The following is a 20090-nucleotide window of genomic DNA, read 5'->3' as shown; positions in this document are numbered from 1 at the left end:
CGGGGTGGCGCCGGCGCATCAGACGGCTGACTCCAGGATCCGGGTTTTCGGGGCACCCTGGAGGGCCGGGGCCGCTGCGGGGGACGTCCAGACGTTCGCCTCAAGGCTCGCCAGGAGGGCTTCCGCCTGGGCCCGCCGCTCGAAATCGAGTTCGACCACCACATAGTGCCGGTCCTCCACCGGCCGGCTGATCCGGTGCTCGGTCACGCCCGACGCCGCGCGGTTGACGGGGTCACGGTCGAATGCGCTCTTCCAGAGGCCAAAATCCTTGATCCCGTGCTCGATCTGCAAGGTGTACATCACAATCTTTCCTTCCGTTGGTGTCCCCTCGTTGCGGGGATGTTCCACGCTAGGCGTACGCGGGCAGCGTGCGGTATCCCAGAAATCTGGAGGCGGATTCAGCAGGCAAAGCCCAAGGGGCATACTGAATCCATGACCACCAGCTGGGCGCTGAGCCGGAGCCTGGAACGCATCGGGCAGCTCTGCCGCGACGTCCCCGACGACCGGGAGCTGCGCCGGGGGGTGCTGGCGGAACTGGGCCGTATGGTGCCGTTCAGCGCCTATGCCTGGCCGCTGGCGGATCCTGAATCGGCCACCGGCATCTCGCCGATGGCCAGGATCCCCTGTCCGGACGAGCTTCCGGACCTGATCCGGCTCAAGTACCTGACACCGGACTGCCGCTGGACCGCCCTGATGGGCCAGCCGCGGCCGGCCACCACCCTGCTGATGGCGACGGGCGGGCATCCGGCGCGCAGTCCCTTGTGGAACGGGCTGCTGGTCCGCTACGGGGTGACAGACGTGCTGTCCGCGGTCTTCGCCGACAAGCACGGCTGCTGGGGCTGGCTGGACCTCTGGCGTTCCGGGGACGAGGGCATTTTCGCCGAGCCGGAGGCGGAGTACCTTGCCACGGCGGCGCCGCTCGTGGCGGCCGGGCTCCGGCGGAGCCGCGCGGCACAGTGCCGGCGGGACGCGGACGGGAGCGGCCCTGCCGGGCTGGCAGTCCGGAATCCCCTGCCGCCGCAGGCCGTACTGACGCTCGATGAGGAGCTGTCCGTGGTGGGACAGACCGCCTCAGCCGGCGACTGGCTGGGGCTGCTGCAGCGCGGACCCCGGCCGTACGAGGGCATTCCGGCGGAGGTCCTCAACGTCGCCGCCCAGCTGCTGGCCAGGGAAGCCGGGGTGGACGCCCGCCCGGCGATGTCCCGTCTTCCCGTGGGCCGCGGCGCCTGGGCGCTGCTGCGTTCCACCAGGATGGACGCCAGCCGGCCGGGGGCAACGCCTCCGCTCGCGGTGACCATCCAGGAGTGTCCGGCGGCGGACCGGCTGGAGGTGTTCGCCCGCTGCTTTGCCCTGACCCCGCAACAGCACCGGCTCCTGGGACTCACCGCCGGCGGACTTAACACGTCCGGGCTGGCAGCCGCCCTGGGAATCCGCCCCTACACCGTGCAGGACCAGTTCAAGGCTGTTTTCGCTGCCTGCGGCGTCCGGAGCCGGAGCGCGCTGCTGGGCCTGGCCCTTGGCACTGCGGCTGTGCCGCCCGGGCCAGGCGCGGCGGGCGGCCGGTCGTGACGAGCCCCCGCGGCGCCTGGCGGGCCGGGCCTAGCCGCCGGCGAACGGCGGCAACACGTCGACGACGTCGTCCGGCTTCAGCGCCGCTGCACGGTTCCGCACCGCCACCTCGTTGAGCAGGAAGCTGCTCCGGGACAGCAGGCGCGCCAGCGGAGGGGTCCCGGCCGGTGGTTCCGGTCGGTCGACGGCGAGGATCGCGTCCAGGAGCGAGGCGACGGTGGCGTTCACGGGGAGGTCGAAGTGCTCCTCCTCGACGCCGGCGGCAGCGCGCGCGGCAGCGAAGTAACGTACGTTCACAGGTGGTTCAGCCTCCGATGGCGCTCATGCTGCGGTCCGGCTGGACGAAGTCCGGGGCGTCCAGTCCGACGTGGTCCATGCCGTGGGCCTTGGGCTTGATCCACATGGCGTCCTGCCAGCGCCCGGCGAGTTGTTCGTCGCTGGCGCCTTCGCGGAGCAGCCCCAGCAGGTCGACTTCCTCGCGGGAGAAGAGGCAGCTCATGATCTTGCCCTCGGCCGTGATGCGGGTGCGGCGGCAGTCGGAGCAGAACGGCTCGGTGACAGAGGCGATGATCCCCACGGTTCCCAGCACCGGGCCGGCAGCCTCGGCCGTGCCCGGGACCCTGGCCCGGACCTCGAAGCGTTCCGCCGGGGCGCCGTCGCGGTCCCGGGGATCGGCGCTGAGCACGTAGTCCACGGAGAGCAGCTCACGGATTTCCGCGGCCGTGATCATGTTCCGGCGGGTCCAGCCGTGGTCGGCGTCGAGCGGCATCTGCTCGATGAACCGAAGCTCGTAGCCGCGGTCCAGCGCCCAGGCCAGCAACGCCGGGGATTCGACGTCGTTGATGCCGCGCATCAGCACGGCGTTGAGCTTCACGGGACCCAGTCCGGCCGCCCAGGCCGCGTCCACGCCGGCCAGGACCTTGTTCAGGAAGGGGCGGCGGGTCAGCCGGGTGAACGTCTCCTCATGCAGCGAGTCGAGCGAGACATTGATGCGGGACAGTCCGGCGGCCTTGAGCCCGGCAGCCTTCTTGTCCAGCCCGACGGCGTTCGTGGTCATGGAGATGGGAAGGTCAGGGTGGGCCTGGCGGAGCGCCCAAATGATGTCCAGCAGATCGGCCCGGACCAGAGGTTCCCCGCCGGTGAGCCGCAGCTCGCGCACACCCAGCATGTCGACGCCGATCCGCACGATCCGGACTATCTCCTCCGCCGACATCACCGCCTGCTTGGACAGCCACTCCAGGCCCTCGGCCGGCATGCAGTAGGTGCAGCGCAGGTTGCATTTGTCCGTCAGGGACAGCCGCATGTCGGTGGCACGGCGGCCGTAACGGTCCACGAGGCCGGCGGGCATTCCGGCCGGGCGCGCGGCCAGCTGCGCGCCGGAGGTGCCCGCGCCGGAGGTGCCCGCGCCGGAGGTGCCCGCGCCGGGTCCGTCATCCGCGCGGGGCTGGGGCATACCTAGCTGAACACTCATAACGTCAGGCTACGCCACCCCGGCGCCGGCATCACTCCTGTTGTGCCAGGATTCCGCCGTCGGCGGTTCCGCCGGTCCGGCGCGTACCTATGCTGGTGGAGTGAACACCACCCCGCACGCTCACTCAGGCACGCCAGGCGCCACACCGCGGCCCGGCCGGCAGACGCCTGGCACGCCCACTTCCGGGACGGCCATCCCCGGGCCGCAGAAACCCGGCCGGCGAAGTCCGGCCCGGCACGTGACCGCCTGGGCGGCCGCAGCCGGAGTCGTGGCCGTCGGAACGGGGCTTGCCCTGGGGGAGCTCGCGGCAGGGTTCGTGAGCCCCTCACTGTCCCCGGTAACTGCTGTCGGCGGCGCCGTGATCGACGTGGTCCCGCCGGGCGTTAAGGATTGGGCTGTGTCGCTCTTCGGCACGGCGGACAAGATTGCCCTGCTGGGCGGCATGGGGCAACTCATCGCTGCACTGGCCGCGCTGTCCGGAATTGTGGAGCTGCGGCGCCGGCTCGCCGGGGTCGCCATCATCGCCGTCTTCGGGGTGGTGGGGCTCGTGGCCGTCCTTGGCCGGACCGAACTGACCGTGAACGCGATCCCGGTCCCGCTGCTCGCCGCCGTCCTGTCCATGATCCTGCTGCGGTGGCTGGTCCGGGGGCTGGGGGAGCGGCACACCGGCGAGGCTCGCCCGCCCGCGGATCCCGGTCCGGAAGCTGCTGTCCCGGAAGCAACTGTCCCGGAAACGACCGCCCCGGAAACGACCGCCCCCAGGCAGCCTCCCTCCCGCCGTCGCTTCTTCCAGGCGCTCGGCGGAACGGCCGCCGTCGCGGCCGTCGCCGGCGTCCTGGCCTCGACGATCCGGGGCGCCGCCGCCGTCGTGAGTGAACTGCGCAGCAAACTGGCGCTCCCCGCGCCGGCGTCCCCGGCCCCGCCGGTCCCGGCCGGAGCGGAGGTCCGGCTGGACGGCGTGGGCCCGCTGGTGACTCCCAATAAGGACTTCTACCGGATCGACACCGCGCTGCGCGTCCCGGTGGTGGACCCGGGCCAGTGGACCCTCAAAGTCACCGGCCTCGTGGAGCGCGAGATCTCCCTGGACTTCGCCGCGCTGCTGGCCAAACCCCTGATCGAACGGCACGTCACTATTGCCTGCGTCTCCAATGAGGTGGGCGGGGACCTGATTGGCAACGCCCGCTGGCTCGGCTGGCCGGTCCGGGAACTGCTGGCACTCGCACGCCCGAAGGACGGGGCGGACATGGTCCTGTCCCGCAGCACTGACGGCTGGACCGCCGGCACCCCGCTGGAGGTGCTGACGGACGACCGGGACGCGCTCCTGGCTGTTGGCATGAATGGCGAACCGCTGCCGCTGGAGCACGGCTTCCCGGCCCGGCTGATCGTCCCCGGCCTGTACGGCTACGTGTCGGCCACCAAATGGGTCACCGAGCTCAAGGTGACGCGCTTCGCGGATGACGCCGGATACTGGACGCCGCGCGGCTGGAGCGAGCGGGGGCCCATCAAGACCTCGTCCCGCATCGATGTGCCCCGGGACGGCCGCTCCGTGCGCGCCGGCACTGTGGCCTTCGGCGGGGTGGCCTGGGCCCAGCACACCGGAATCGGCCGCGTGGAGCTCAGGGTCAACCGCGGCGCGTGGCAGCAGGCGGAGCTCGCTCCCGGGATCTCCCACGACACCTGGTACCAGTGGAAACTCGACCTGCCGCTGACCCCCGGCCAGTACGAGGTCCAGGTCCGGGCCACGGACCTTAACGGCGCCGCGCAGGTGGAGGACCGCGCGCCGGTGGCGCCCAGCGGGGCCACGGGCTTTCACACGGTTAGAGTTGACGTGAAGTCCTAACGGGCCGGGCCAACACGCCAGGCCACGGAGCCGGGCCAGGGAGCCGGACCGGCGAACTCAGCCTATGGCTCAAGACGAGGGGTCACCAACGCATGCACCGCACCCAGGCACGGCACGTCACCGTGGAAGCGCACCGCGAAGCGGTCCGCCAGCTGCTGGCCCCGCTCCGCACCCCGGACCGGGTTGAACGGCTCCCGCTCCTTTCGGCGCTGGGCCGCGGGCTCGCGGCGGACATCGTGGCTCCGCTGGACCTGCCGCCGTTCGCGAATTCGCAGATGGACGGCTTTGCCATCCGCAGCGCCGACGTGCCCGACGGCGGCGCCGAACTGCGCGTCGCCGCCCCCGTCGCGGCCGGGGCCGCGCCCCCTGAACTGGCCCCCGGGACAGCCGCCCCGATCATGACCGGGGCCATGATGCCGCCCGGGGCGGACGCCGTCGTGCCGATCGAACAGGCCATCCCCGACGTCTTCCCGGCACCGGGGGTGCCGGCCACGGTCCGGCTGCCCGCCGCCCCGGCCCGGAACTTCGTCCGCGACGAGGGCAGCGACATCCGCACCGGCGAGCCCGCCCTCGCCGCCGGAACCTGCCTCGGACCCGGACAGCTGGGACTCCTGGCCGCCCTGGGATTCACCGAGGTCCCGGTCTACCGCGCGCTGCGGGTCCTGCTGGTCACCACGGGGGACGAAGTCGTGGAGCCAGGCAGCCCGCTGGGCACCGGCAAGATCTACGACTCCAACGCCACCCTGCTGGAGTCGTCCATGCGCCAGGCCGGCCTCGACGTCACCCGGACCGGAATTTCCACCGACCGCCCGGAGGAACTCGCCCGCCTGCTGCGCCGGCACGCGGCAGACGTGGACCTGGTCGTCACCACCGGCGGGGTCAGCAAGGGGGCGTACGAGGTGGTCCGGCAGGCGATGGAGGGCCACAACGTCGACTTCCTCGCCGTCGCGATGCAGCCCGGCGGACCGCAGGGGATCGGCACCTTCGACGGCGTCCCGGTCCTCGGCTTCCCGGGGAACCCGGTGAGTTGCCTCGTCTCCTTCGAAATGTTCCTTCGGCCCGCGCTGGGAAACCTGTTCGGCTCACCCGCGCCGCGGCCTGTGGCCAGGGCGCGGCTGGCCGGGGCGCTGACGTCGCCGGCGGGCAAGCACCAGGTGCGGCGCGGCACGGTCCTCCCCGACGGCACCGTCCGGCTGGAAGGCGGCGCCGGCTCCCACCTCGTCAGCGCCCTGGCGCACTCCAACGCCCTGATCCAGGTGCCGGAAGGAATCGCCGTGCTCGCCGAGGGCGCGGAGGTGGAAGTATGGATGTTGTGAACGAAGAAAACCCCGCACCTGAACACGCAGGCCTGACCCACCTCCGGCAGGACGGCACAGCCCAGATGGTCGACGTGTCCAACAAGGCGTCGAGCACCCGCGAGGCCACGGCCACCGCCACCGTCCGCAGCACGGCCGAGGTCCTGGCCCTGCTCGGCGCGGGCGACCTGCCCAAGGGCGATGCACTCGCCGTTGCCCGGGTCGCCGGCATCATGGCCGCCAAGAGGACCGCGGACCTGATCCCGCTGTGCCACCCGCTGCCGCTCGCCAAGGTCACCGTCGACTTCGAACTCGACACTGACTCGGTCACGGTGTTCGCCACGGTCAAGACCCTCGGGGTCACCGGCGTCGAAATGGAAGCGCTGACCGCGGCCTCGGTGGCCGCCCTCAGCGTGTACGACATGATCAAGGCCGTGGACAAACACGCGGTACTGACGGACATCAAGGTGCTGGCCAAAAGCGGCGGCAAGAGCGGGGACTGGACACGATGAGCATGCCCGAACCACACCGGCACGGCGAAGCCACCGGGCGGAAGGCCGGCGTGGTGATTGCCTCCACCCGCGCCGCGGCCGGAATCTATGAAGACCTGACCGGCCCCGTCATCATCGACTGGCTCACCGAACACGGATTCGAGGCCTACCCGGCCATGGTGGTCCCGGACGGCGACGCCGTCGGTGCCGCCCTGCGCGCACTCCTGACGCAGGCGCCCGCCGTCATCATTACCAGCGGCGGCACCGGCCTCAGCCCCACCGACGCCACCCCGGAACAGACCCTTCCCCTGCTGGACCGGGAGATCCCGGGCATCATGGAAGGCATCCGGGGCGCCGGGACCGCCAAGACCCCCATGGCGATGCTCAGCCGCGGCCACGCCGGCGCCGCCGGCCAGACCTTCATCGTCAATCTCCCCGGATCCCCGAAGGGCGTGATGGACGGACTCAGCGTGCTGGACCCCATCCTTGGACACCTGTGCGACCAGCTGGAAGGCAGCCATGGCCACTAAGCCAGCCTTTGAACCAGCCTTTGTAGTGGTGAACGCGGTGCTGAGTGCCGAGCCCATCTCCGTGGACCAGGCCATCGCCGCCGTCGAATCGGACACCGCGGGCGCCGTGGTCAGCTTCAGCGGCGTGGTCCGGAACCACGACGGCGGCAAACCCGTCCAGCGGCTCAGCTACAGCGCGCACCCGACGGCGCACCAGGTGATGGCCGACGTCGTCGCGCAACTCGTTGCCGAACAGGCCGCCGGGACAGCCGCCGCCGGAACAGAAACTGCAACCGGCGCTGAGACCGACAGCACCACAGCCCAGCCGGTACGGATCTGGGTGGCACACCGGATCGGGATGCTGGAGATCGGCGATCCCGCCCTGGTCTGTGCCGTCTCCGCCGCGCACCGGGGCCAGGCCTTCGAGGTCTGCTCGGAACTCGTCGACCGGATCAAGGCCCAGGTTCCGATCTGGAAGGAACAGTTCTTTACCGACGGCACCGTCGAGTGGGTGGGCGCGGGGGCATAGTCCGGCCCAACGTACGCAGTCCGAAGTACGCATCCCGAAGCAGGCAGCCCGAAGCCCGCGGGTGGAAGAACAGGGCCCGAAGCACGCAGCCCGGCGACGTGCGGGAAGCCTGTAACGCAGGGCCGCGGTTCCGGCGGGCAGCCGCCCCGGCGGTAGGGTTGAAGGCATGACCGAACAACTCGCAGTCGCCGTGCTGGGCGCGAACGGGCGCATGGGCGCCGAAGCCGTGCAGGCCGTCGAGGCCGCCGCGGACCTCAAACTTGTCGCCGCGCTGGGCCGGAATGATTCCCTGGACATCCTCGTCGACGCCGGAGCCCGGATCGTGGTGGATCTGACGGTCCCCGGGAGCACCGAAGCGAACGTCGCCTTCGCCGTCGAACACGGCATGCACGCCGTCGTGGGGACCACCGGCTGGGATGCGGAGCGGCTGGGCCGGCTTGAGGAACTCCTCGCCGGCCAGCCCGGCGTGGGCGTCCTGATCGCCCCGAACTTCGCCCTCGGCTCGGTCCTCGCCTCCGCGTTCGCCGCCAAGGCCTCGCGCTATTTCGAATCGGTCGAAATCATCGAACTGCATCACCCGGACAAGGTGGACGCCCCGTCCGGAACCGCCGTGCGCACCGCGCAGCTGATCTCCGCCGAGCGCGCAGCCGCCAACCTGCCCGGCAGCCCCGATGCCACCACGAGCGAGCGCCCCGGTGCGCGCGGCTGCGACGTCGACGGCGTCCGCGTCCACAGCGTCCGGCTCCGCGGCCTCGTGGCGCACCAGGAAGTCCTGCTGGGCGGGCCGGGGGAGCAGCTGACCTTCCGGCACGACTCCTTCGAGCGCGCCTCGTTTATGCCCGGCGTGCTGCTGGGTGTGCGCAACGTTGCCGGGAACCCGGGCCTCACCGTGGGCCTGGACGGCTACCTGGACCTGGGGCTCTGAGCGCCGTGGCCAACGTCCTGACTGCCTTCAAGGCCAACCGCACCAAGATCTGGGTCGGCGCCGTCACCCTCCTGCTTGTCTTCTACCTCGTGGTGTCCTTCCAGCGCTCGGTGCTCCTGATGACGGACGCCAACCCGGTGGCCAAGGCGATTGGCGTGGCCTACCTGCTCCTGCCGGTGATCGGAGCCTGGGCCCTGGTCCGCGAGCTGCTCTTTGGCGCCCGGACCGAACGGCTGGCGAAAATCCTCGAGGCTGAGGGCGGGCTGCCCGAGGACAACCTGCCGCGCACCCCCGCGGGACGGATCATCCGCGAGGCCGCCGACCTGGAATTCGAGAAGTACCGTGCCGAGACGGAAGCCGCGCCGGAGGACTGGCGCTCCTGGTTCCGGCTCAGCTGCGCCTATGACGCCGCGGGCGACCGCAAGCGGGCCCGCGCCTCGATGCGCGACGCCGTCCGGCTGTACCGGACCGGATCCCGCCAGGCCTGAGCCACCCCGGCCTGGCCCAGGCCCGCCCGTGGGCCCGCCCGGATAGAACCACAGCGGGCAGAGCCGCGGTACTGAGCCGCGGTACTGAGCCAGTCAGCGGACCCGGGCCGGCTGGTAGCGGCCGAGCTGGTTGGCGGCATGAGCCACCCACTCCAGCGGCCCCCGCCACGCCAGGGCCGCGAAGATTCCGCCCAGGGCCAGGATCGCCACGGCCTGCGCCCAGTACACGCCCTCAACCGTCCACCCCGATGGCAGCGGCTGGCCGTACAGCGAGGCCATCACGCACAGGTGGGCCGTGTACAGGCTCAGGGTCATGGCACCGGCACCCCGGACCGGAAGCAGCACGTCCACTCCGGCGCGCTCCACCAGCCGGCCCAGCAGCAGGCAGGCCCCGGCGACGGCCGCCGCCACCCCCGAGGTGTGCAGCAGATCCAGCGTGGTCCCCGAATGCGGGGCGCTGGAGGCGAGCCACCAGGCGGAGCCGGTTTGGTCCACGCCGGCCAGGTTGACCTGCAGGAGACTTTCCAGCGGATAGGAGGGATTCAGCAGGGACGCCTGCAGCGCCGCCCGGCCGCCCCAGTCCTCCATCAACACCACGCTGAGCCACTTGGCCAGGACCGCCACCACGGTTCCCACCGCCAGCAGCAGTACCGGGACCACCGCCGTCGTGAGGGCCAGCCGGCCGATCGCGAGGCCAATCAGCAGGTAGGCGATCCACTGGAGGACGGGGTAATAGCCGGTCAGGAAAAGGTCCCCGAGCAGCACGGCGGGGGTGGACAGATCCTCCCACTTCGGATTGTGGCCCAGCTGCAGGGGAGGCGATGCGGTGAGGAGCCACGGCCGCAGGAGGAAGGCGAGGGCCGGGGTGATGAGCACCCAGCCGGCAGCCAGAACCAGCAGATGTTTGACGTCCAGGCCGAGGAAGGGCAGCACACACAGGAACAACACTGCGTAGTGGACCAGGATGATGGCGATGTTCACCTCGAGCCCGCCGATGGAGAACCCGACGGCGCCGACCACCAGCGCCCGGAGGGCGACCCCCCGGCGGGCCGCCCACAGCTGCGGACCCTGGAACGGCTGCTGCTTGCCGGTTGACAGGGCCAGCCCGATCCCTGCGAGCACAGCGAAGAGGGCCGAGGCCCGTCCGGAAAACACGAGACCCACCCAGGTGGGTGTGAGCTGGGCGTTCGACTCGAAGGTGGGGAACACGTGGGTGGCCATCATGCCCAGGAGGGCCAATCCGCGGGCGGCGTCAATGCCTGAGAGCCGTATTCCGGTGGTGTTCGCCGCGTTCCTGGACTTGTTCCTGACCCTGCTCCTACCCCGGGCGGTCCTGGATGAGGAAGCCAATCCGCGCGGGGTCATGCCTCGATCGTCTCATATCCGCCTGTGCTGGGCCTGTCGAAAATTGTGTGACCGCCGCGGCCTTGTATTCGAATATATGTTCGAATACCATAGGGCCATGAACAACACACCAGAGCCCGTCGTTCCCGCATCCGGGACGCGCGACTCCACCCGGCCGGAACAGTGCGGCCCGGACCCGGCGTCCGGCGTCCTCAAAGCGATGAGTCCCGGCGTCGTGGATTTCCTCTTCCGGCAATTGGTGGCCGGCGAAGCGGCCGAGGACATCCAGTGGCAGCGGGAAGGCACGGTCCTCTCCGCGCAGGCTCCGGGGGCGGAATTGGCCCGCCGGCTCGCCGAGACGGACCTCGAATCGCTGACTCCCACCGAACTCTTCCACTACGTGCGGGCAGCGCAGCGGCTCGCGTCGTGGGCCGAGTCCCTGCGCGAAACCGCCGTGGGCCGCTACTGCACCACGCCGCCCGGGGGTGGTGCCGACTGACCTTCCCTTCCCGTATCCGAACAACCATCCGGACAACCATCCGAACAACCATCCGGACAACGGGCCCGCTGGAATACTGCGGTGCCTGGGATGGCAGGGTGAGAACCGCACTGACGCTTTCCGCCATCCAGTACACGGCCCTCGACGGCGGCATTCGCGCCAACGCCGCCGAACACGTCCGCCTCATCGAGGACGCGGACAGCCATGGCGCCCGCCTGGTGGTGTTCCCCGAACTCTCCCTGACGGGCTACGACCCGGACGGACTGTCGGACCCGGGGCGGTGGGTGACGGCCGCGGACCGGCGGCTCGACGGCCTCCGCGAAATCTGCCGGCGGACCGGGATCACCGCAGTCGTGGGTGCCCCCTTCCGGGAAACGGACGGCACGCCACGCCTGGCATCGCTCGCCCTGCACCCCAGCGGTGAGCTGGAAACCGGCTTCAAGGTCTGGCTCCATGGACCGGAGCGGCAGGTGTTCAGCGCCGGAGACCGGACTGCCGTCCTGACGCTGGACGGCTGGAAGGTCGCTTTGGCCATCTGCCTGGATACCGCCCGCCCGGTCCATGCCGGCGAGGCGGCCGCGGCCGGCGCGGACGTCTATGCCGTATCGGCCCTCTATACCGCGGGCGAGGACCACCGGCTGGCCCTGCATCTGGGAGCCCGGGCCATGGACAACCGGATGTTCACCGTGCTGGCCAACCTCGGCGGCAGCACTGAATGCGGGCCCTCGACCGGCAGGAGCGGCTTCTGGGGACCGGACGGACTCGTGATCCGGCAGGCGTCCGGAACGGGGACTGAGGTGCTGACCGCCACCCTGCAGCACAACGTCCTGGACTGCTACGCCCAGGAGAGTGCTGCCCTGAAGCGGACGGCTCCGGCATCCCGACAGCCGGCCCCCGGGTGAGGCTGACGGCCCGGGTTTGATCTTCATCACGTCGCCGTCATTGTCACATCATGCCGGGGACAGGGTAACGTTTTTCATATGGCTGACTCTCGCGCTCGCTCTTACACGTTCGGATCCCTCGTAACCGCCATGGTCACGCCTTTCACTTCCGACGGTGAGGTCGACTACCAGCAGAACGCCGAGCTGGCCAACAAGCTTGTCGACGACGGCCACGACGCCCTCGTCATCTCCGGTACCACGGGGGAGACCTCCACGCTGGAAGACGACGAGAAGGAAAAGCTGTTCCGGGTCATCGTGGAAGCCGTCGGGGACCGCGCCAAGGTGATCGCCGGGACCGGCACCAACCACACCTCGCACTCGATCGAGATGGCCAAGCGGGCCGCCAAGGCCGGGGCCCACGGCCAGCTGATCGTCACCCCGTACTACAACAAGCCAAGCCAGGCCGGCATCCAGGCCCACATTGAAGCCGTCGCCGACGCCGCCGACCTTCCCGTTATGGTCTACGACATCCCCGGCCGGGCCTGCGTGCCGATCCTGCCCGAAACCATGATCCGGCTCGCGGACCACCGGAACATTGTTGCGCTCAAGGACGCCAAGGCCGACTTCGCCGCCACCACGCGGGTCCTCGCCAACACCGACCTTGACGTCTACTCGGGCGACGACGGACTGACGCTGCCGTGGATGGCAGCCGGCGCCGCCGGGCTCGTCAGCGTCTCCGCGCACGTCGCGACGCGGCAGTTCCGCGCCATGATTGATGCCGCACTTGCGGGCGATTTCGCCACCGCCCGCACCATACATTTCGAACTGGACCCCGTGGTCCGTGCAGTGATGACCCATATCCAGGGTGCTGTTGCTGCGAAGCAAGTTCTTAAGTGGCAGGGAGTCCTGCCCAACTCGGTTGTCCGTTTGCCCCTCGTGGAGCCGGACAAAGCTGAGATCGAAACCATCCGCGAGGACTTGGCGGAAGCTGGAATGGTCTTTTCCTGATCAGGTGCTTGATTCTGATGAGTAAGGACCAGGCCGGTACCCGCCTGGAAAGTAGTGCATTATGACCCAAACCGCCCTTCCCGGCCTTGTCACGCCGCCGAAACTGCTCAAGGACACCCTGCGGATCGTTCCGCTCGGCGGCCTGGGGGAGATCGGCCGCAACATGACCGTCTTCGAAATCGACGGCAAGCTGCTGATCGTCGACTGCGGCGTCCTCTTCCCGGAGGAGACCCAGCCCGGCGTCGACCTGATCCTGCCCGATTTCTCCTACATCAAGGAGCGCCTCCAGGACATCGTCGCCGTCGTCCTGACCCACGGCCACGAGGACCACATCGGTGCCATCCCGTACCTGCTGCGCCTGCGCGCCGACATTCCCCTGGTGGGCTCCCGGCTGACGCTGGCCCTCATCGAGGCGAAGCTGCTGGAACACCGGATTAAGCCGGTCACCCAGACCGTCACCGAGGGCCAGGTGCAGAAGTTTGGCCCATTCGAATGCGAATTCGTGGCCGTCAACCACTCGATCCCCGACGCCCTCGCTGTGTTCCTCCGCACCAGCGGCGGCACCGTGCTGCACACCGGCGACTTCAAGATGGACCAGTTGCCGCTGGACGGCCGGATCACCGACCTCCGCCACTTCGCCAAGCTCGGCGAAGAAGGCGTGGACCTGTTCATGTCGGACTCCACGAACGCCGATGTGCCGGGCTTCACCACTGCCGAGAAGGAAATTGGTCCCACCCTGGACCGGCTCTTCGGCCAGGCCTCCAAGCGCCTGATCGTCGCGTCCTTCTCCTCGCACGTGCACCGCGTCCAGCAGGTCCTCGACGCCGCGGCCAACCATAACCGCAAGGTTGCCTTTGTTGGCCGCTCGATGGTCCGCAACATGGCGATCGCCGAGAAGCTCGGCTACCTCGACGTTCCCCCGGGCATCCTGGTCGACATCAAGAACATCGACAACCTGCCGGACAACCGCGTGGTGCTGATGTCCACCGGTTCCCAGGGTGAGCCGATGGCGGCCCTGTCCCGCATGGCCAACGGTGACCACCGCGTCGTCGTCGGCCAGGGAGACACCGTCATCCTCGCCTCCAGCCTGATCCCGGGCAACGAGAACGCCGTCTTCCGCATCATCAACGGCCTGCTCAAGCTCGGCGCGGACGTCATCCACAAGGGCAACGCCAAGGTGCACGTCTCCGGCCACGCCGCCGCCGGCGAGCTGCTGTACTGCTACAACATCCTCGAGCCGCTCAACGCGCTGCCGGTGCACGGTGAAACCCGCCACCTGATCGCCAACGGCAAGATCGCCCTGGACTCCGGTGTCCCCGAAGAGAGCATCCTCCTCGCGGACAACGGCACCGTCATCGACCTCCGCGACCACCAGGCCGACATCGTCGGCCAGGTCGAAGTCGGCTTTGTCTACGTCGATGGCTCCAGCGTCGGCGAAGTCACCGAAGCAGACCTGAAGGACCGCCAGACCCTCGGCGATGAAGGCTTCATCTCCATCATCACCGTGATCCACCGCGCCACCGGCAAGGTCGTCTCGGGCCCCGAAATCCACGCCCGCGGCGTGGCCGAGGACGACTCCGTCTTCGACGAGATCATCCCGAAGATCAACGCCGCGCTGGAAGAAGCCGTGCTCAACCGCTCGGACCACACCACGCACCAGCTGCAGCAGGTTGTCCGCCGTGTGGTGGGCACCTGGGTCAACCGCAAGCTCCGCCGCAAGCCCCTGATCATTCCGGTGGTCCTGGAGGCCTAAGTACCCGCGCGCCGCGCACGAACAGCACTCCGGCGGCCTTACCGGCCTTCCCGGCCTGCCGCAGGCTTCGGCTTGCGGCGGACCGGGAGGGCCGTTCTTGTGTCCGGGCGGCAAAATGGACCCCGCCCAGGCCCGGAAATCCGCGGTTTTCGGCCCGGCGTCGGGTACCGTAGCGGGTATGGCGACACGTACTTCCTCCGCGCCTAGAGGAAACCCCAGCGGTAAATCAGGCAGCTCTCCGGCCCGGGGCTCCGGCCCGGCTGCGTCCAAAACCAGCAAGCCTTCCGGAGCAACGGGCACGGCGCGCACCCGCCAGTTGGCCGCCGTCGAACCCAAACAGCCCTGGCTGGTCCGGGTTGTGGCCGGCGCCTGGCTGGGCATTGCCCACGTCGTCGGCGCGGGAGTCCGCCGGATCGGCTACGACGTCAGCGACCTCGCCCCCGAGGACCGCCGCGACGGCGCAGCCCTGTTCAACCTCGCCCTCGGGGTCTTCGTCGCCACCTTCGCCTGGTGGGGATTCCAGGGCTGGTTCCCGGACACGGTTTACGGAATCGTCAACGGAACCTTCGGCTGGATGTCGCTGCTCCTGCCGCTCATGCTGATTGTCTGCGCCTTCCGGCTGTTCCGCCAGCCCGTCGACGGCCGCGGCAACAACCGGATCGGGATCGGCTTCCTGATCATGACCTTCGCCGGCTCCGGCCTGGCCCACATCATCGGCGGGGAACCGACCGTCGCCGAGGGATTCGACGGGCTGCGCCGCGCCGGCGGCATGCTCGGCTACCTCGCGGCGGCCCCGCTGGCCGCCATCCACCCCGCCGTCCCGCTGGCCGCCTACAGCCTGCTCGCCTTCACCTCGCTGCTGATCGTCACCGCCACGCCGTTCGGCGCCATCCCCGGCCGGCTGCGTGGCGCCTACGAGCACCTCATGGGCATCGACCTGCAGGACCAGGATCACGACGGCGACGGCCACGACCGCAGCTACCTCTACGAAAACGACACCCCGGCTCCGGCGAAGAAGAAGCGCCGCCGCCTCTTCGGCAAGGACCACAACGAGGACGCCGGACTCGACGGCTACGTCGGCGACGAAGCCTTCGAGCGGGCGCTCATTGCGGACGAGGAAGCCGAGGCCGCCCGGGTCGCCGGTGGCGCCAAGCCGGTCGCCCCCGGCGTGCGCCGGCCCACCCAGGCCGAGCTCGCCGTCGAGAAGATCAAGGCAGCCCAGGGGCTCGGCAGCAATGCGGGCAGCGCCGCCGCCTCGGCGGGGGAGAACGCCACCGAGGCGATCCCGCTCGTCACCCCGGGCATGATCGCCGCCGGCTCGCTGAACGCGGCCCCGCAGGCACCCGGCGCCGCCGCCGTGGCCGCCGCCGCGAAGGTCCCGTCCAATCCCGTGGCCGCGGCACCGCTGCCCACCCCGATTCCGCAGCGCACCGAACAGCTGTCCCTGGCCGGCGACGTGACGTACACGCTGCCGCCGTCGGACGTCCTGACCCCTGGATCCATTCCCAAGGAACGCACCGAAGCCAACGACGCGATTGTCGCCTCGCTGACCGAGACCCTGAACCAGTTCAACGTGGAGGCCCAGGTCACCGGCTTCAGCCGCGGCCCCACCGTGACCCGCTACGAGATCGAGCTCTCCCCGGGCACCAAGGTGGAACGCGTCACCGCGCTGTCCAAGAACATCTCCTATGCCGTCGCCAGCTCGGATGTGCGCATCCTCAGCCCCATCCCCGGCCGGTCCGCGATTGGCATCGAGATTCCCAACACGGACCGCGAGACCGTGTCGCTGGGCGATGTGCTGCGCAGCCAGAACGCCCGGCGGACGGAGCACCCCATGGTGATCGGCGTCGGCAAGGACGTCGAGGGCGGCTACGTCGTCGCGAACCTCGCGAAGATGCCGCACCTTCTCGTGGCGGGCGCCACCGGTGCCGGCAAGTCGGCGTTTGTGAACGCCATGATCACCTCCATCCTGATGCGCGCCACCCCCGATGAGGTCCGCATGGTCATGGTGGACCCCAAGCGGGTGGAGCTCACCGCCTACGAGGGCGTCCCGCACCTGATCACACCGATCATCACCAACCCCAAGAAGGCCGCGGAGGCCCTGCAGTGGGTGGTCCGCGAAATGGACGCCCGCTACGACGACCTCGCCAACTACGGGTTCAAGCACATCGACGACTTCAACAAGGCTGTCCGCGCGGGCAAGGTCCACCCGCCGGAGGGATCCAAACGGGTCATCCGGCCGTACCCGTACCTGCTGGTGATCGTGGACGAACTCGCCGACCTCATGATGGTCGCCCCGCGCGACGTCGAGGACTCGATCGTCCGCATCACCCAGCTGGCCCGTGCGGCCGGCATCCACCTCGTGCTCGCCACCCAGCGTCCGTCCGTCGACGTCGTCACCGGCCTGATCAAGGCCAACGTGCCGTCCCGGATGGCGTTCGCCACGTCCTCGGTCACCGACTCCCGCGTGGTCCTAGACCAGCCAGGTGCCGAGAAGCTTATTGGCCAAGGTGACGCCCTGTTCCTGCCGATGGGCGCTTCCAAGGCCATGCGCGTCCAGGGCGCCTGGGTCACGGAATCGGAAATCCACAGGGTGGTCGAGCACGTCAAGGGCCAGCTCAAGGCCGTCTACCGCGACGACGTCGCCCCGGAAGCTCCGAAAAAGCAGATCGACGACGACATCGGCGATGACCTCGAGGTCCTGTTGCAGGCCACCGAGCTCGTGGTCACCACCCAGTTCGGTTCCACCTCGATGCTGCAGCGCAAGCTGCGGGTCGGATTCGCGAAGGCGGGCCGGCTCATGGACCTGCTCGAATCCCGCGGCGTGGTGGGCCCCTCGGAGGGCTCCAAGGCCCGCGACGTGCTGGTCAAACCCGATGACCTCGCAACCGTCCTCGCGGCCATGAAGGGCATGGACGTGCCCGCCATCGCCGATACCCAGACCGCGGCACTGAGCGATAACGCCAACGCGAACATCGCCCAGGGCGGTTACGCGGAGGACCTCGTCGCCGCCGACCTGGACCGGCGGGCGCAGAACACCGAGTATTATGACGGCGCCGACGGGGGTTCGGGGGATGACGAAGGCGGCTCCGAGGACGCCTGGTCGCTCACCGGACGGTAGCCTAGGAAGGTGACTAGCGCCGAAGCAAACGAGGCCGGATCCGCTCCCCGGATCTGGAACCTGCCCAACATCCTGACGATGCTGCGGATTGTGATGGTGCCGTTCTTCGTCTGGTTCCTCCTGCTCGACGCACCCGGACTGGTCGCCCAGAACGGCGTCTGGCGGTGGATTGCCGCGGTGACTTTCGCCGTCGCCATCTACACGGACAAGCTCGACGGCGACATCGCCCGCAGCCGCGGCCTCATCACCGACTTCGGCAAGATCGCCGACCCGATCGCGGACAAGCTGCTGATCGGCTCCGCCCTCGTGATGCTCTCGCTGCTGCAGGAGCTGCCCTGGTGGGTCACCATCCTGATCCTGGTCCGTGAATGGGGCGTCACCGCGCTGCGCTTCTTTGTCATCCGCTACGGCGTGATCCCGGCCTCGCGCGGCGGCAAACTCAAGACCGTCATCCAGACCGTGGCGATCTTCCTGTACATCCTTCCGCTGGCCTCGATCGCGCCGTGGCTCGGCTTTGTGGCCTTTGCGGTCATGATGGTGGCCCTCGCGATCACCGTCTGGACGGGCGGCGAATATGTTGTCGAGGCACTCAAGCTGCGCGCCAGCGGCATCCGGGCACAGCAACAGAAGATCCAGGAGGGCAAGCCATGACCAGTCTCCACCACTCGATCAACCTGCATCACCTGGCCGAAGAAGCCGTCACCGGGGCGATCGGCCTCGGCGTGACTGTCGCTACGGCAGAATCCCTCACCGCCGGCATGGTCGCCGCCGTACTGGCCGACACGCCCGGCGCGTCCGGGATGCTCCAGGGCGGTGTGGTGTCCTACCAGAACGCCGTCAAGGCCGATGTGCTGGGGGTGCCCCGGGAACTGCTGGACACCGTCGGAGCCGTCGACGGCCAGGTGGCAGAGGCCATGGCCGAGGGGGCGCGCCGGATTTGCGGCGCCGACATCGGCGTCTCCACCACCGGCGTCGCAGGTCCCGAGCCGCACGGCGGCAAGGACGTCGGCTCCGTCTACATTGGTGTCGCCACCGCGGAGGGCTCGACGTCGTACGGGTACAGCTTCGAGGGCAACCGGCCGGAAATCCGCGGCCAGGCCTGCGCTGCGGCGCTGGAACGCCTGCTGGAGGCTCTGGCAGCCAAAGGCTACCGGGCGTAAAGTTGCCGGGAACAAAACTTGATTCCTAATAGTTGTTACATTGTGTCGCTTCCGAATAAGGGAGGCGCCTAGGATGAAAGCATCATCAGTGTCCGCTTTGACCAGCGGGCTCAACATAAAGAGGGAGCAAGGCGATACAGATGGTAAAGCAGCCCGTATCCGTTAACGGCGTTGTCCGCTGGAAGGATGTGGGCCTCGCCGATCAGGCTAAGAGCGAACAGAAGGAGCGCAAGATGGTTGTACTTCGTCACGAAATCGGTGATGTCCTGCGCGATGTCCGCCAGCGCCAAGGCCGTACCCTCCGCGAAGTCTCGCATAGTGCCCGCGTTTCCTTGGGCTACCTGAGTGAAGTGGAACGCGGCCAGAAGGAAGCCTCCTCGGAGCTGCTCTCCTCGATCTGCTCGGCCCTCGATGTTCCGCTCTCCAGCATGCTCCGCGAAGTCAGCGACCGCGTCGCCGTCGCCGAGGGAGTTGCGGTTCCGGACACCGTCCCGCAGGAGTTTGCCCAGCGCTACGGCCGTGACCTGGACCGTGAGCTCAACTCCGACCTCAACGACGAGTTGGCCAAGGGCCTTCTCTCCGGGGCACGCTAGCCCCGACACCCACTACTCGACAAAAGACCCCGGCGGTGTGCCGGGGTCTTTTGCGTGCCGGGTGGAACTTCCCGCTAGTGGGGTTCGTCCCGGGGGAAACCGTCACGCTCGTAGGTGGCATTGAGTTTGGCGATGTAGCGGGACAGGGTCTGCAGATCCTCCGTCTGCCACTCGCCCAGCCGTTCGCGGAACACTTCGCGCCGGGCGTCCTGCACCTGGTGCATCCTCTCCTCGCCCATGGGCGTCAGTCGGATCATTTGCGCGCGGCCGTCGAGCGGATCGGCTTCCTTGGAAACCAGGCCCAGGCCTTCGAGGAACGCGACCTGCCGGCTCACCGAAGGTTTCCCGACGCCGATGCTGGACGCCAGCTCGGTCAGCCGGATGGAGCCCTGGCGGCGGATCACGGTGAGCAGGCCGTACGCGGCCGGTTCCATGTCCGGGTGGACCTGGCGGGAGAGGTGATGGGAGATCGAGCGGGCACGGCGCCAGAGCAGGCTCAGCTGGTGCTCGACGGCGGTCAGCGCCGCGTCGGTGGAATCGTCAGTGCCGCCGGGGATACCGGGGCCAACGGCTGAGTTGCTCATGGCAACCATTCTAGAGTCCCGCCGCACCGT

At 69.1% G+C, this 20090-nt stretch carries 21 protein-coding genes; 16 read left to right on the top strand and 5 right to left on the bottom strand.

Annotated features, from left to right (window positions below):
- Positions 1 to 18: 18 nt before the first annotated feature.
- Positions 19 to 300 (bottom strand): hypothetical protein, encoded by a 282-nt coding sequence (locus ACZY0Y_RS02565; protein WP_463956780.1) that lies wholly within the window; start codon positions 298 to 300, stop codon positions 19 to 21.
- 132 nt (positions 301 to 432) lie between these two features.
- On the opposite strand from ACZY0Y_RS02565, the gene ACZY0Y_RS02560 reads away from it, so the two are divergent.
- The gene (locus ACZY0Y_RS02560; protein ID WP_463880511.1) at positions 433 to 1569 is read left to right on the top strand and encodes a helix-turn-helix transcriptional regulator; all 1137 of its coding nucleotides are present in this window, start codon (positions 433 to 435) and stop codon (positions 1567 to 1569) included.
- 30 nt (positions 1570 to 1599) lie between these two features.
- Here ACZY0Y_RS02560 and ACZY0Y_RS02555 read toward each other — a convergent pair whose 3' ends face one another.
- Both ACZY0Y_RS02555 and moaA read right to left on the bottom strand, forming a co-directional pair.
- Entirely contained in the window at positions 1600 to 1866 is a 267-nt protein-coding gene (locus tag ACZY0Y_RS02555) for a MoaD/ThiS family protein (RefSeq protein WP_463880514.1), read from the bottom strand.
- A gap of 7 nt (positions 1867 to 1873) precedes the next feature.
- A complete protein-coding gene (gene moaA / locus ACZY0Y_RS02550) occupies positions 1874 to 3040 on the bottom strand; it encodes a GTP 3',8-cyclase MoaA (protein ID WP_463956681.1) in 1167 nt (388 codons plus the stop codon).
- A gap of 238 nt (positions 3041 to 3278) precedes the next feature.
- Between moaA and ACZY0Y_RS02545 the strand changes: the two genes are divergently transcribed.
- The 7 genes from ACZY0Y_RS02545 (at position 3279) to ACZY0Y_RS02515 (ending at position 9117) form a co-directional block, all read left to right on the top strand.
- Positions 3279 to 4880, top strand: a complete 1602-nt coding sequence (locus tag ACZY0Y_RS02545) for a molybdopterin-dependent oxidoreductase (RefSeq protein WP_463956680.1) — start codon at positions 3279 to 3281, stop codon at positions 4878 to 4880.
- A gap of 92 nt (positions 4881 to 4972) precedes the next feature.
- Positions 4973 to 6196: a molybdopterin molybdotransferase MoeA gene (locus ACZY0Y_RS02540; protein WP_463880521.1), complete on the top strand. Its 1224-nt coding sequence runs from the start codon at positions 4973 to 4975 to the stop codon at positions 6194 to 6196.
- The gene (moaC, locus tag ACZY0Y_RS02535) at positions 6184 to 6687 is read left to right on the top strand and encodes a cyclic pyranopterin monophosphate synthase MoaC (protein WP_463880523.1); all 504 of its coding nucleotides are present in this window, start codon (positions 6184 to 6186) and stop codon (positions 6685 to 6687) included. Before ACZY0Y_RS02540 ends, moaC begins: the two co-directional genes overlap by 13 nt.
- The gene (locus tag ACZY0Y_RS02530; RefSeq protein WP_024366770.1) at positions 6684 to 7196 is read left to right on the top strand and encodes a MogA/MoaB family molybdenum cofactor biosynthesis protein; all 513 of its coding nucleotides are present in this window, start codon (positions 6684 to 6686) and stop codon (positions 7194 to 7196) included. Before moaC ends, ACZY0Y_RS02530 begins: the two co-directional genes overlap by 4 nt.
- Positions 7186 to 7704 (top strand): molybdenum cofactor biosynthesis protein MoaE, encoded by a 519-nt coding sequence (locus tag ACZY0Y_RS02525; protein WP_463956678.1) that lies wholly within the window; start codon positions 7186 to 7188, stop codon positions 7702 to 7704. Before ACZY0Y_RS02530 ends, ACZY0Y_RS02525 begins: the two co-directional genes overlap by 11 nt.
- Before the next feature lie 166 nt (positions 7705 to 7870).
- Positions 7871 to 8629, top strand: a complete 759-nt coding sequence (gene dapB / locus ACZY0Y_RS02520) for a 4-hydroxy-tetrahydrodipicolinate reductase (RefSeq protein WP_463880529.1) — start codon at positions 7871 to 7873, stop codon at positions 8627 to 8629.
- A gap of 5 nt (positions 8630 to 8634) precedes the next feature.
- Positions 8635 to 9117, top strand: a complete 483-nt coding sequence (locus tag ACZY0Y_RS02515; RefSeq protein ID WP_463880532.1) for a hypothetical protein — start codon at positions 8635 to 8637, stop codon at positions 9115 to 9117.
- Positions 9118 to 9210: 93 nt separating this feature from the next.
- Here the strand turns inward: ACZY0Y_RS02515 and ACZY0Y_RS02510 are convergent, their stop codons facing one another.
- A complete protein-coding gene (locus tag ACZY0Y_RS02510; RefSeq protein WP_463880534.1) occupies positions 9211 to 10482 on the bottom strand; it encodes a heparan-alpha-glucosaminide N-acetyltransferase domain-containing protein in 1272 nt (423 codons plus the stop codon).
- Positions 10483 to 10579: 97 nt separating this feature from the next.
- On the opposite strand from ACZY0Y_RS02510, the gene ACZY0Y_RS02505 reads away from it, so the two are divergent.
- The 8 genes from ACZY0Y_RS02505 to ACZY0Y_RS02470 all read left to right on the top strand — a co-directional run bounded on the left by ACZY0Y_RS02505 (position 10580) and on the right by ACZY0Y_RS02470 (position 19476).
- Positions 10580 to 10960 (top strand): hypothetical protein, encoded by a 381-nt coding sequence (locus ACZY0Y_RS02505; RefSeq protein WP_463880537.1) that lies wholly within the window; start codon positions 10580 to 10582, stop codon positions 10958 to 10960.
- Between the two features lie 98 nt (positions 10961 to 11058).
- The gene (locus ACZY0Y_RS02500) at positions 11059 to 11862 is read left to right on the top strand and encodes a carbon-nitrogen hydrolase family protein (protein ID WP_463956677.1); all 804 of its coding nucleotides are present in this window, start codon (positions 11059 to 11061) and stop codon (positions 11860 to 11862) included.
- 78 nt (positions 11863 to 11940) lie between these two features.
- Positions 11941 to 12849, top strand: a complete 909-nt coding sequence (gene dapA / locus ACZY0Y_RS02495) for a 4-hydroxy-tetrahydrodipicolinate synthase (RefSeq protein ID WP_463880542.1) — start codon at positions 11941 to 11943, stop codon at positions 12847 to 12849.
- Positions 12850 to 12910: 61 nt separating this feature from the next.
- Complete coding sequence (locus ACZY0Y_RS02490; protein WP_463956676.1) at positions 12911 to 14602, top strand: ribonuclease J; 1692 nt, start codon at positions 12911 to 12913, stop codon at positions 14600 to 14602.
- A 178-nt stretch (positions 14603 to 14780) separates the two neighbouring features.
- Positions 14781 to 17723 carry an FtsK/SpoIIIE family DNA translocase gene (locus ACZY0Y_RS02485; protein WP_463956674.1) on the top strand — a complete coding sequence of 981 codons (2943 nt, stop codon included), beginning with the start codon at positions 14781 to 14783 and terminating at the stop codon, positions 17721 to 17723.
- Between the two features lie 9 nt (positions 17724 to 17732).
- Positions 17733 to 18374: a CDP-diacylglycerol--glycerol-3-phosphate 3-phosphatidyltransferase gene (gene pgsA / locus ACZY0Y_RS02480; protein WP_160666703.1), complete on the top strand. Its 642-nt coding sequence runs from the start codon at positions 17733 to 17735 to the stop codon at positions 18372 to 18374.
- Complete coding sequence (locus ACZY0Y_RS02475) at positions 18371 to 18883, top strand: CinA family protein (RefSeq protein ID WP_463880550.1); 513 nt, start codon at positions 18371 to 18373, stop codon at positions 18881 to 18883. Before pgsA ends, ACZY0Y_RS02475 begins: the two co-directional genes overlap by 4 nt.
- Before the next feature lie 140 nt (positions 18884 to 19023).
- Complete coding sequence (locus ACZY0Y_RS02470) at positions 19024 to 19476, top strand: helix-turn-helix domain-containing protein (protein ID WP_066434909.1); 453 nt, start codon at positions 19024 to 19026, stop codon at positions 19474 to 19476.
- Between the two features lie 74 nt (positions 19477 to 19550).
- Here ACZY0Y_RS02470 and ACZY0Y_RS02465 read toward each other — a convergent pair whose 3' ends face one another.
- A complete protein-coding gene (locus tag ACZY0Y_RS02465) occupies positions 19551 to 20060 on the bottom strand; it encodes a MarR family winged helix-turn-helix transcriptional regulator (RefSeq protein ID WP_463956673.1) in 510 nt (169 codons plus the stop codon).
- Positions 20061 to 20090: the final 30 nt, after the last annotated feature.

The sequence above is a fragment of the Pseudarthrobacter kochi genome, assembly GCF_055412805.1.
The sequence above is the reverse complement of the archived record's forward strand: the minus strand, read 5'-3'. Positions and strand labels throughout refer to the sequence as shown.

Coding starts and splice junctions, on each gene's coding strand:
- ACZY0Y_RS02565 (WP_463956780.1), bottom strand. CDS start 300: ATGTACACCTTGCAGATCGAGCACGGGATCAAGGATTTTGGCCTCTGG.
- ACZY0Y_RS02560 (WP_463880511.1), top strand. CDS start 433: ATGACCACCAGCTGGGCGCTGAGCCGGAGCCTGGAACGCATCGGGCAG.
- moaA (WP_463956681.1), bottom strand. CDS start 3,040: ATGAGTGTTCAGCTAGGTATGCCCCAGCCCCGCGCGGATGACGGACCC.
- ACZY0Y_RS02540 (WP_463880521.1), top strand. CDS start 4,973: ATGCACCGCACCCAGGCACGGCACGTCACCGTGGAAGCGCACCGCGAA.
- moaC (WP_463880523.1), top strand. CDS start 6,184: ATGGATGTTGTGAACGAAGAAAACCCCGCACCTGAACACGCAGGCCTG.
- ACZY0Y_RS02530 (WP_024366770.1), top strand. CDS start 6,684: ATGAGCATGCCCGAACCACACCGGCACGGCGAAGCCACCGGGCGGAAG.
- ACZY0Y_RS02525 (WP_463956678.1), top strand. CDS start 7,186: ATGGCCACTAAGCCAGCCTTTGAACCAGCCTTTGTAGTGGTGAACGCG.
- dapB (WP_463880529.1), top strand. CDS start 7,871: ATGACCGAACAACTCGCAGTCGCCGTGCTGGGCGCGAACGGGCGCATG.
- ACZY0Y_RS02510 (WP_463880534.1), bottom strand. CDS start 10,482: ATGACCCCGCGCGGATTGGCTTCCTCATCCAGGACCGCCCGGGGTAGG.
- ACZY0Y_RS02505 (WP_463880537.1), top strand. CDS start 10,580: ATGAACAACACACCAGAGCCCGTCGTTCCCGCATCCGGGACGCGCGAC.
- dapA (WP_463880542.1), top strand. CDS start 11,941: ATGGCTGACTCTCGCGCTCGCTCTTACACGTTCGGATCCCTCGTAACC.
- ACZY0Y_RS02490 (WP_463956676.1), top strand. CDS start 12,911: ATGACCCAAACCGCCCTTCCCGGCCTTGTCACGCCGCCGAAACTGCTC.
- ACZY0Y_RS02485 (WP_463956674.1), top strand. CDS start 14,781: ATGGCGACACGTACTTCCTCCGCGCCTAGAGGAAACCCCAGCGGTAAA.
- ACZY0Y_RS02475 (WP_463880550.1), top strand. CDS start 18,371: ATGACCAGTCTCCACCACTCGATCAACCTGCATCACCTGGCCGAAGAA.
- ACZY0Y_RS02470 (WP_066434909.1), top strand. CDS start 19,024: ATGGTAAAGCAGCCCGTATCCGTTAACGGCGTTGTCCGCTGGAAGGAT.
- ACZY0Y_RS02465 (WP_463956673.1), bottom strand. CDS start 20,060: ATGAGCAACTCAGCCGTTGGCCCCGGTATCCCCGGCGGCACTGACGAT.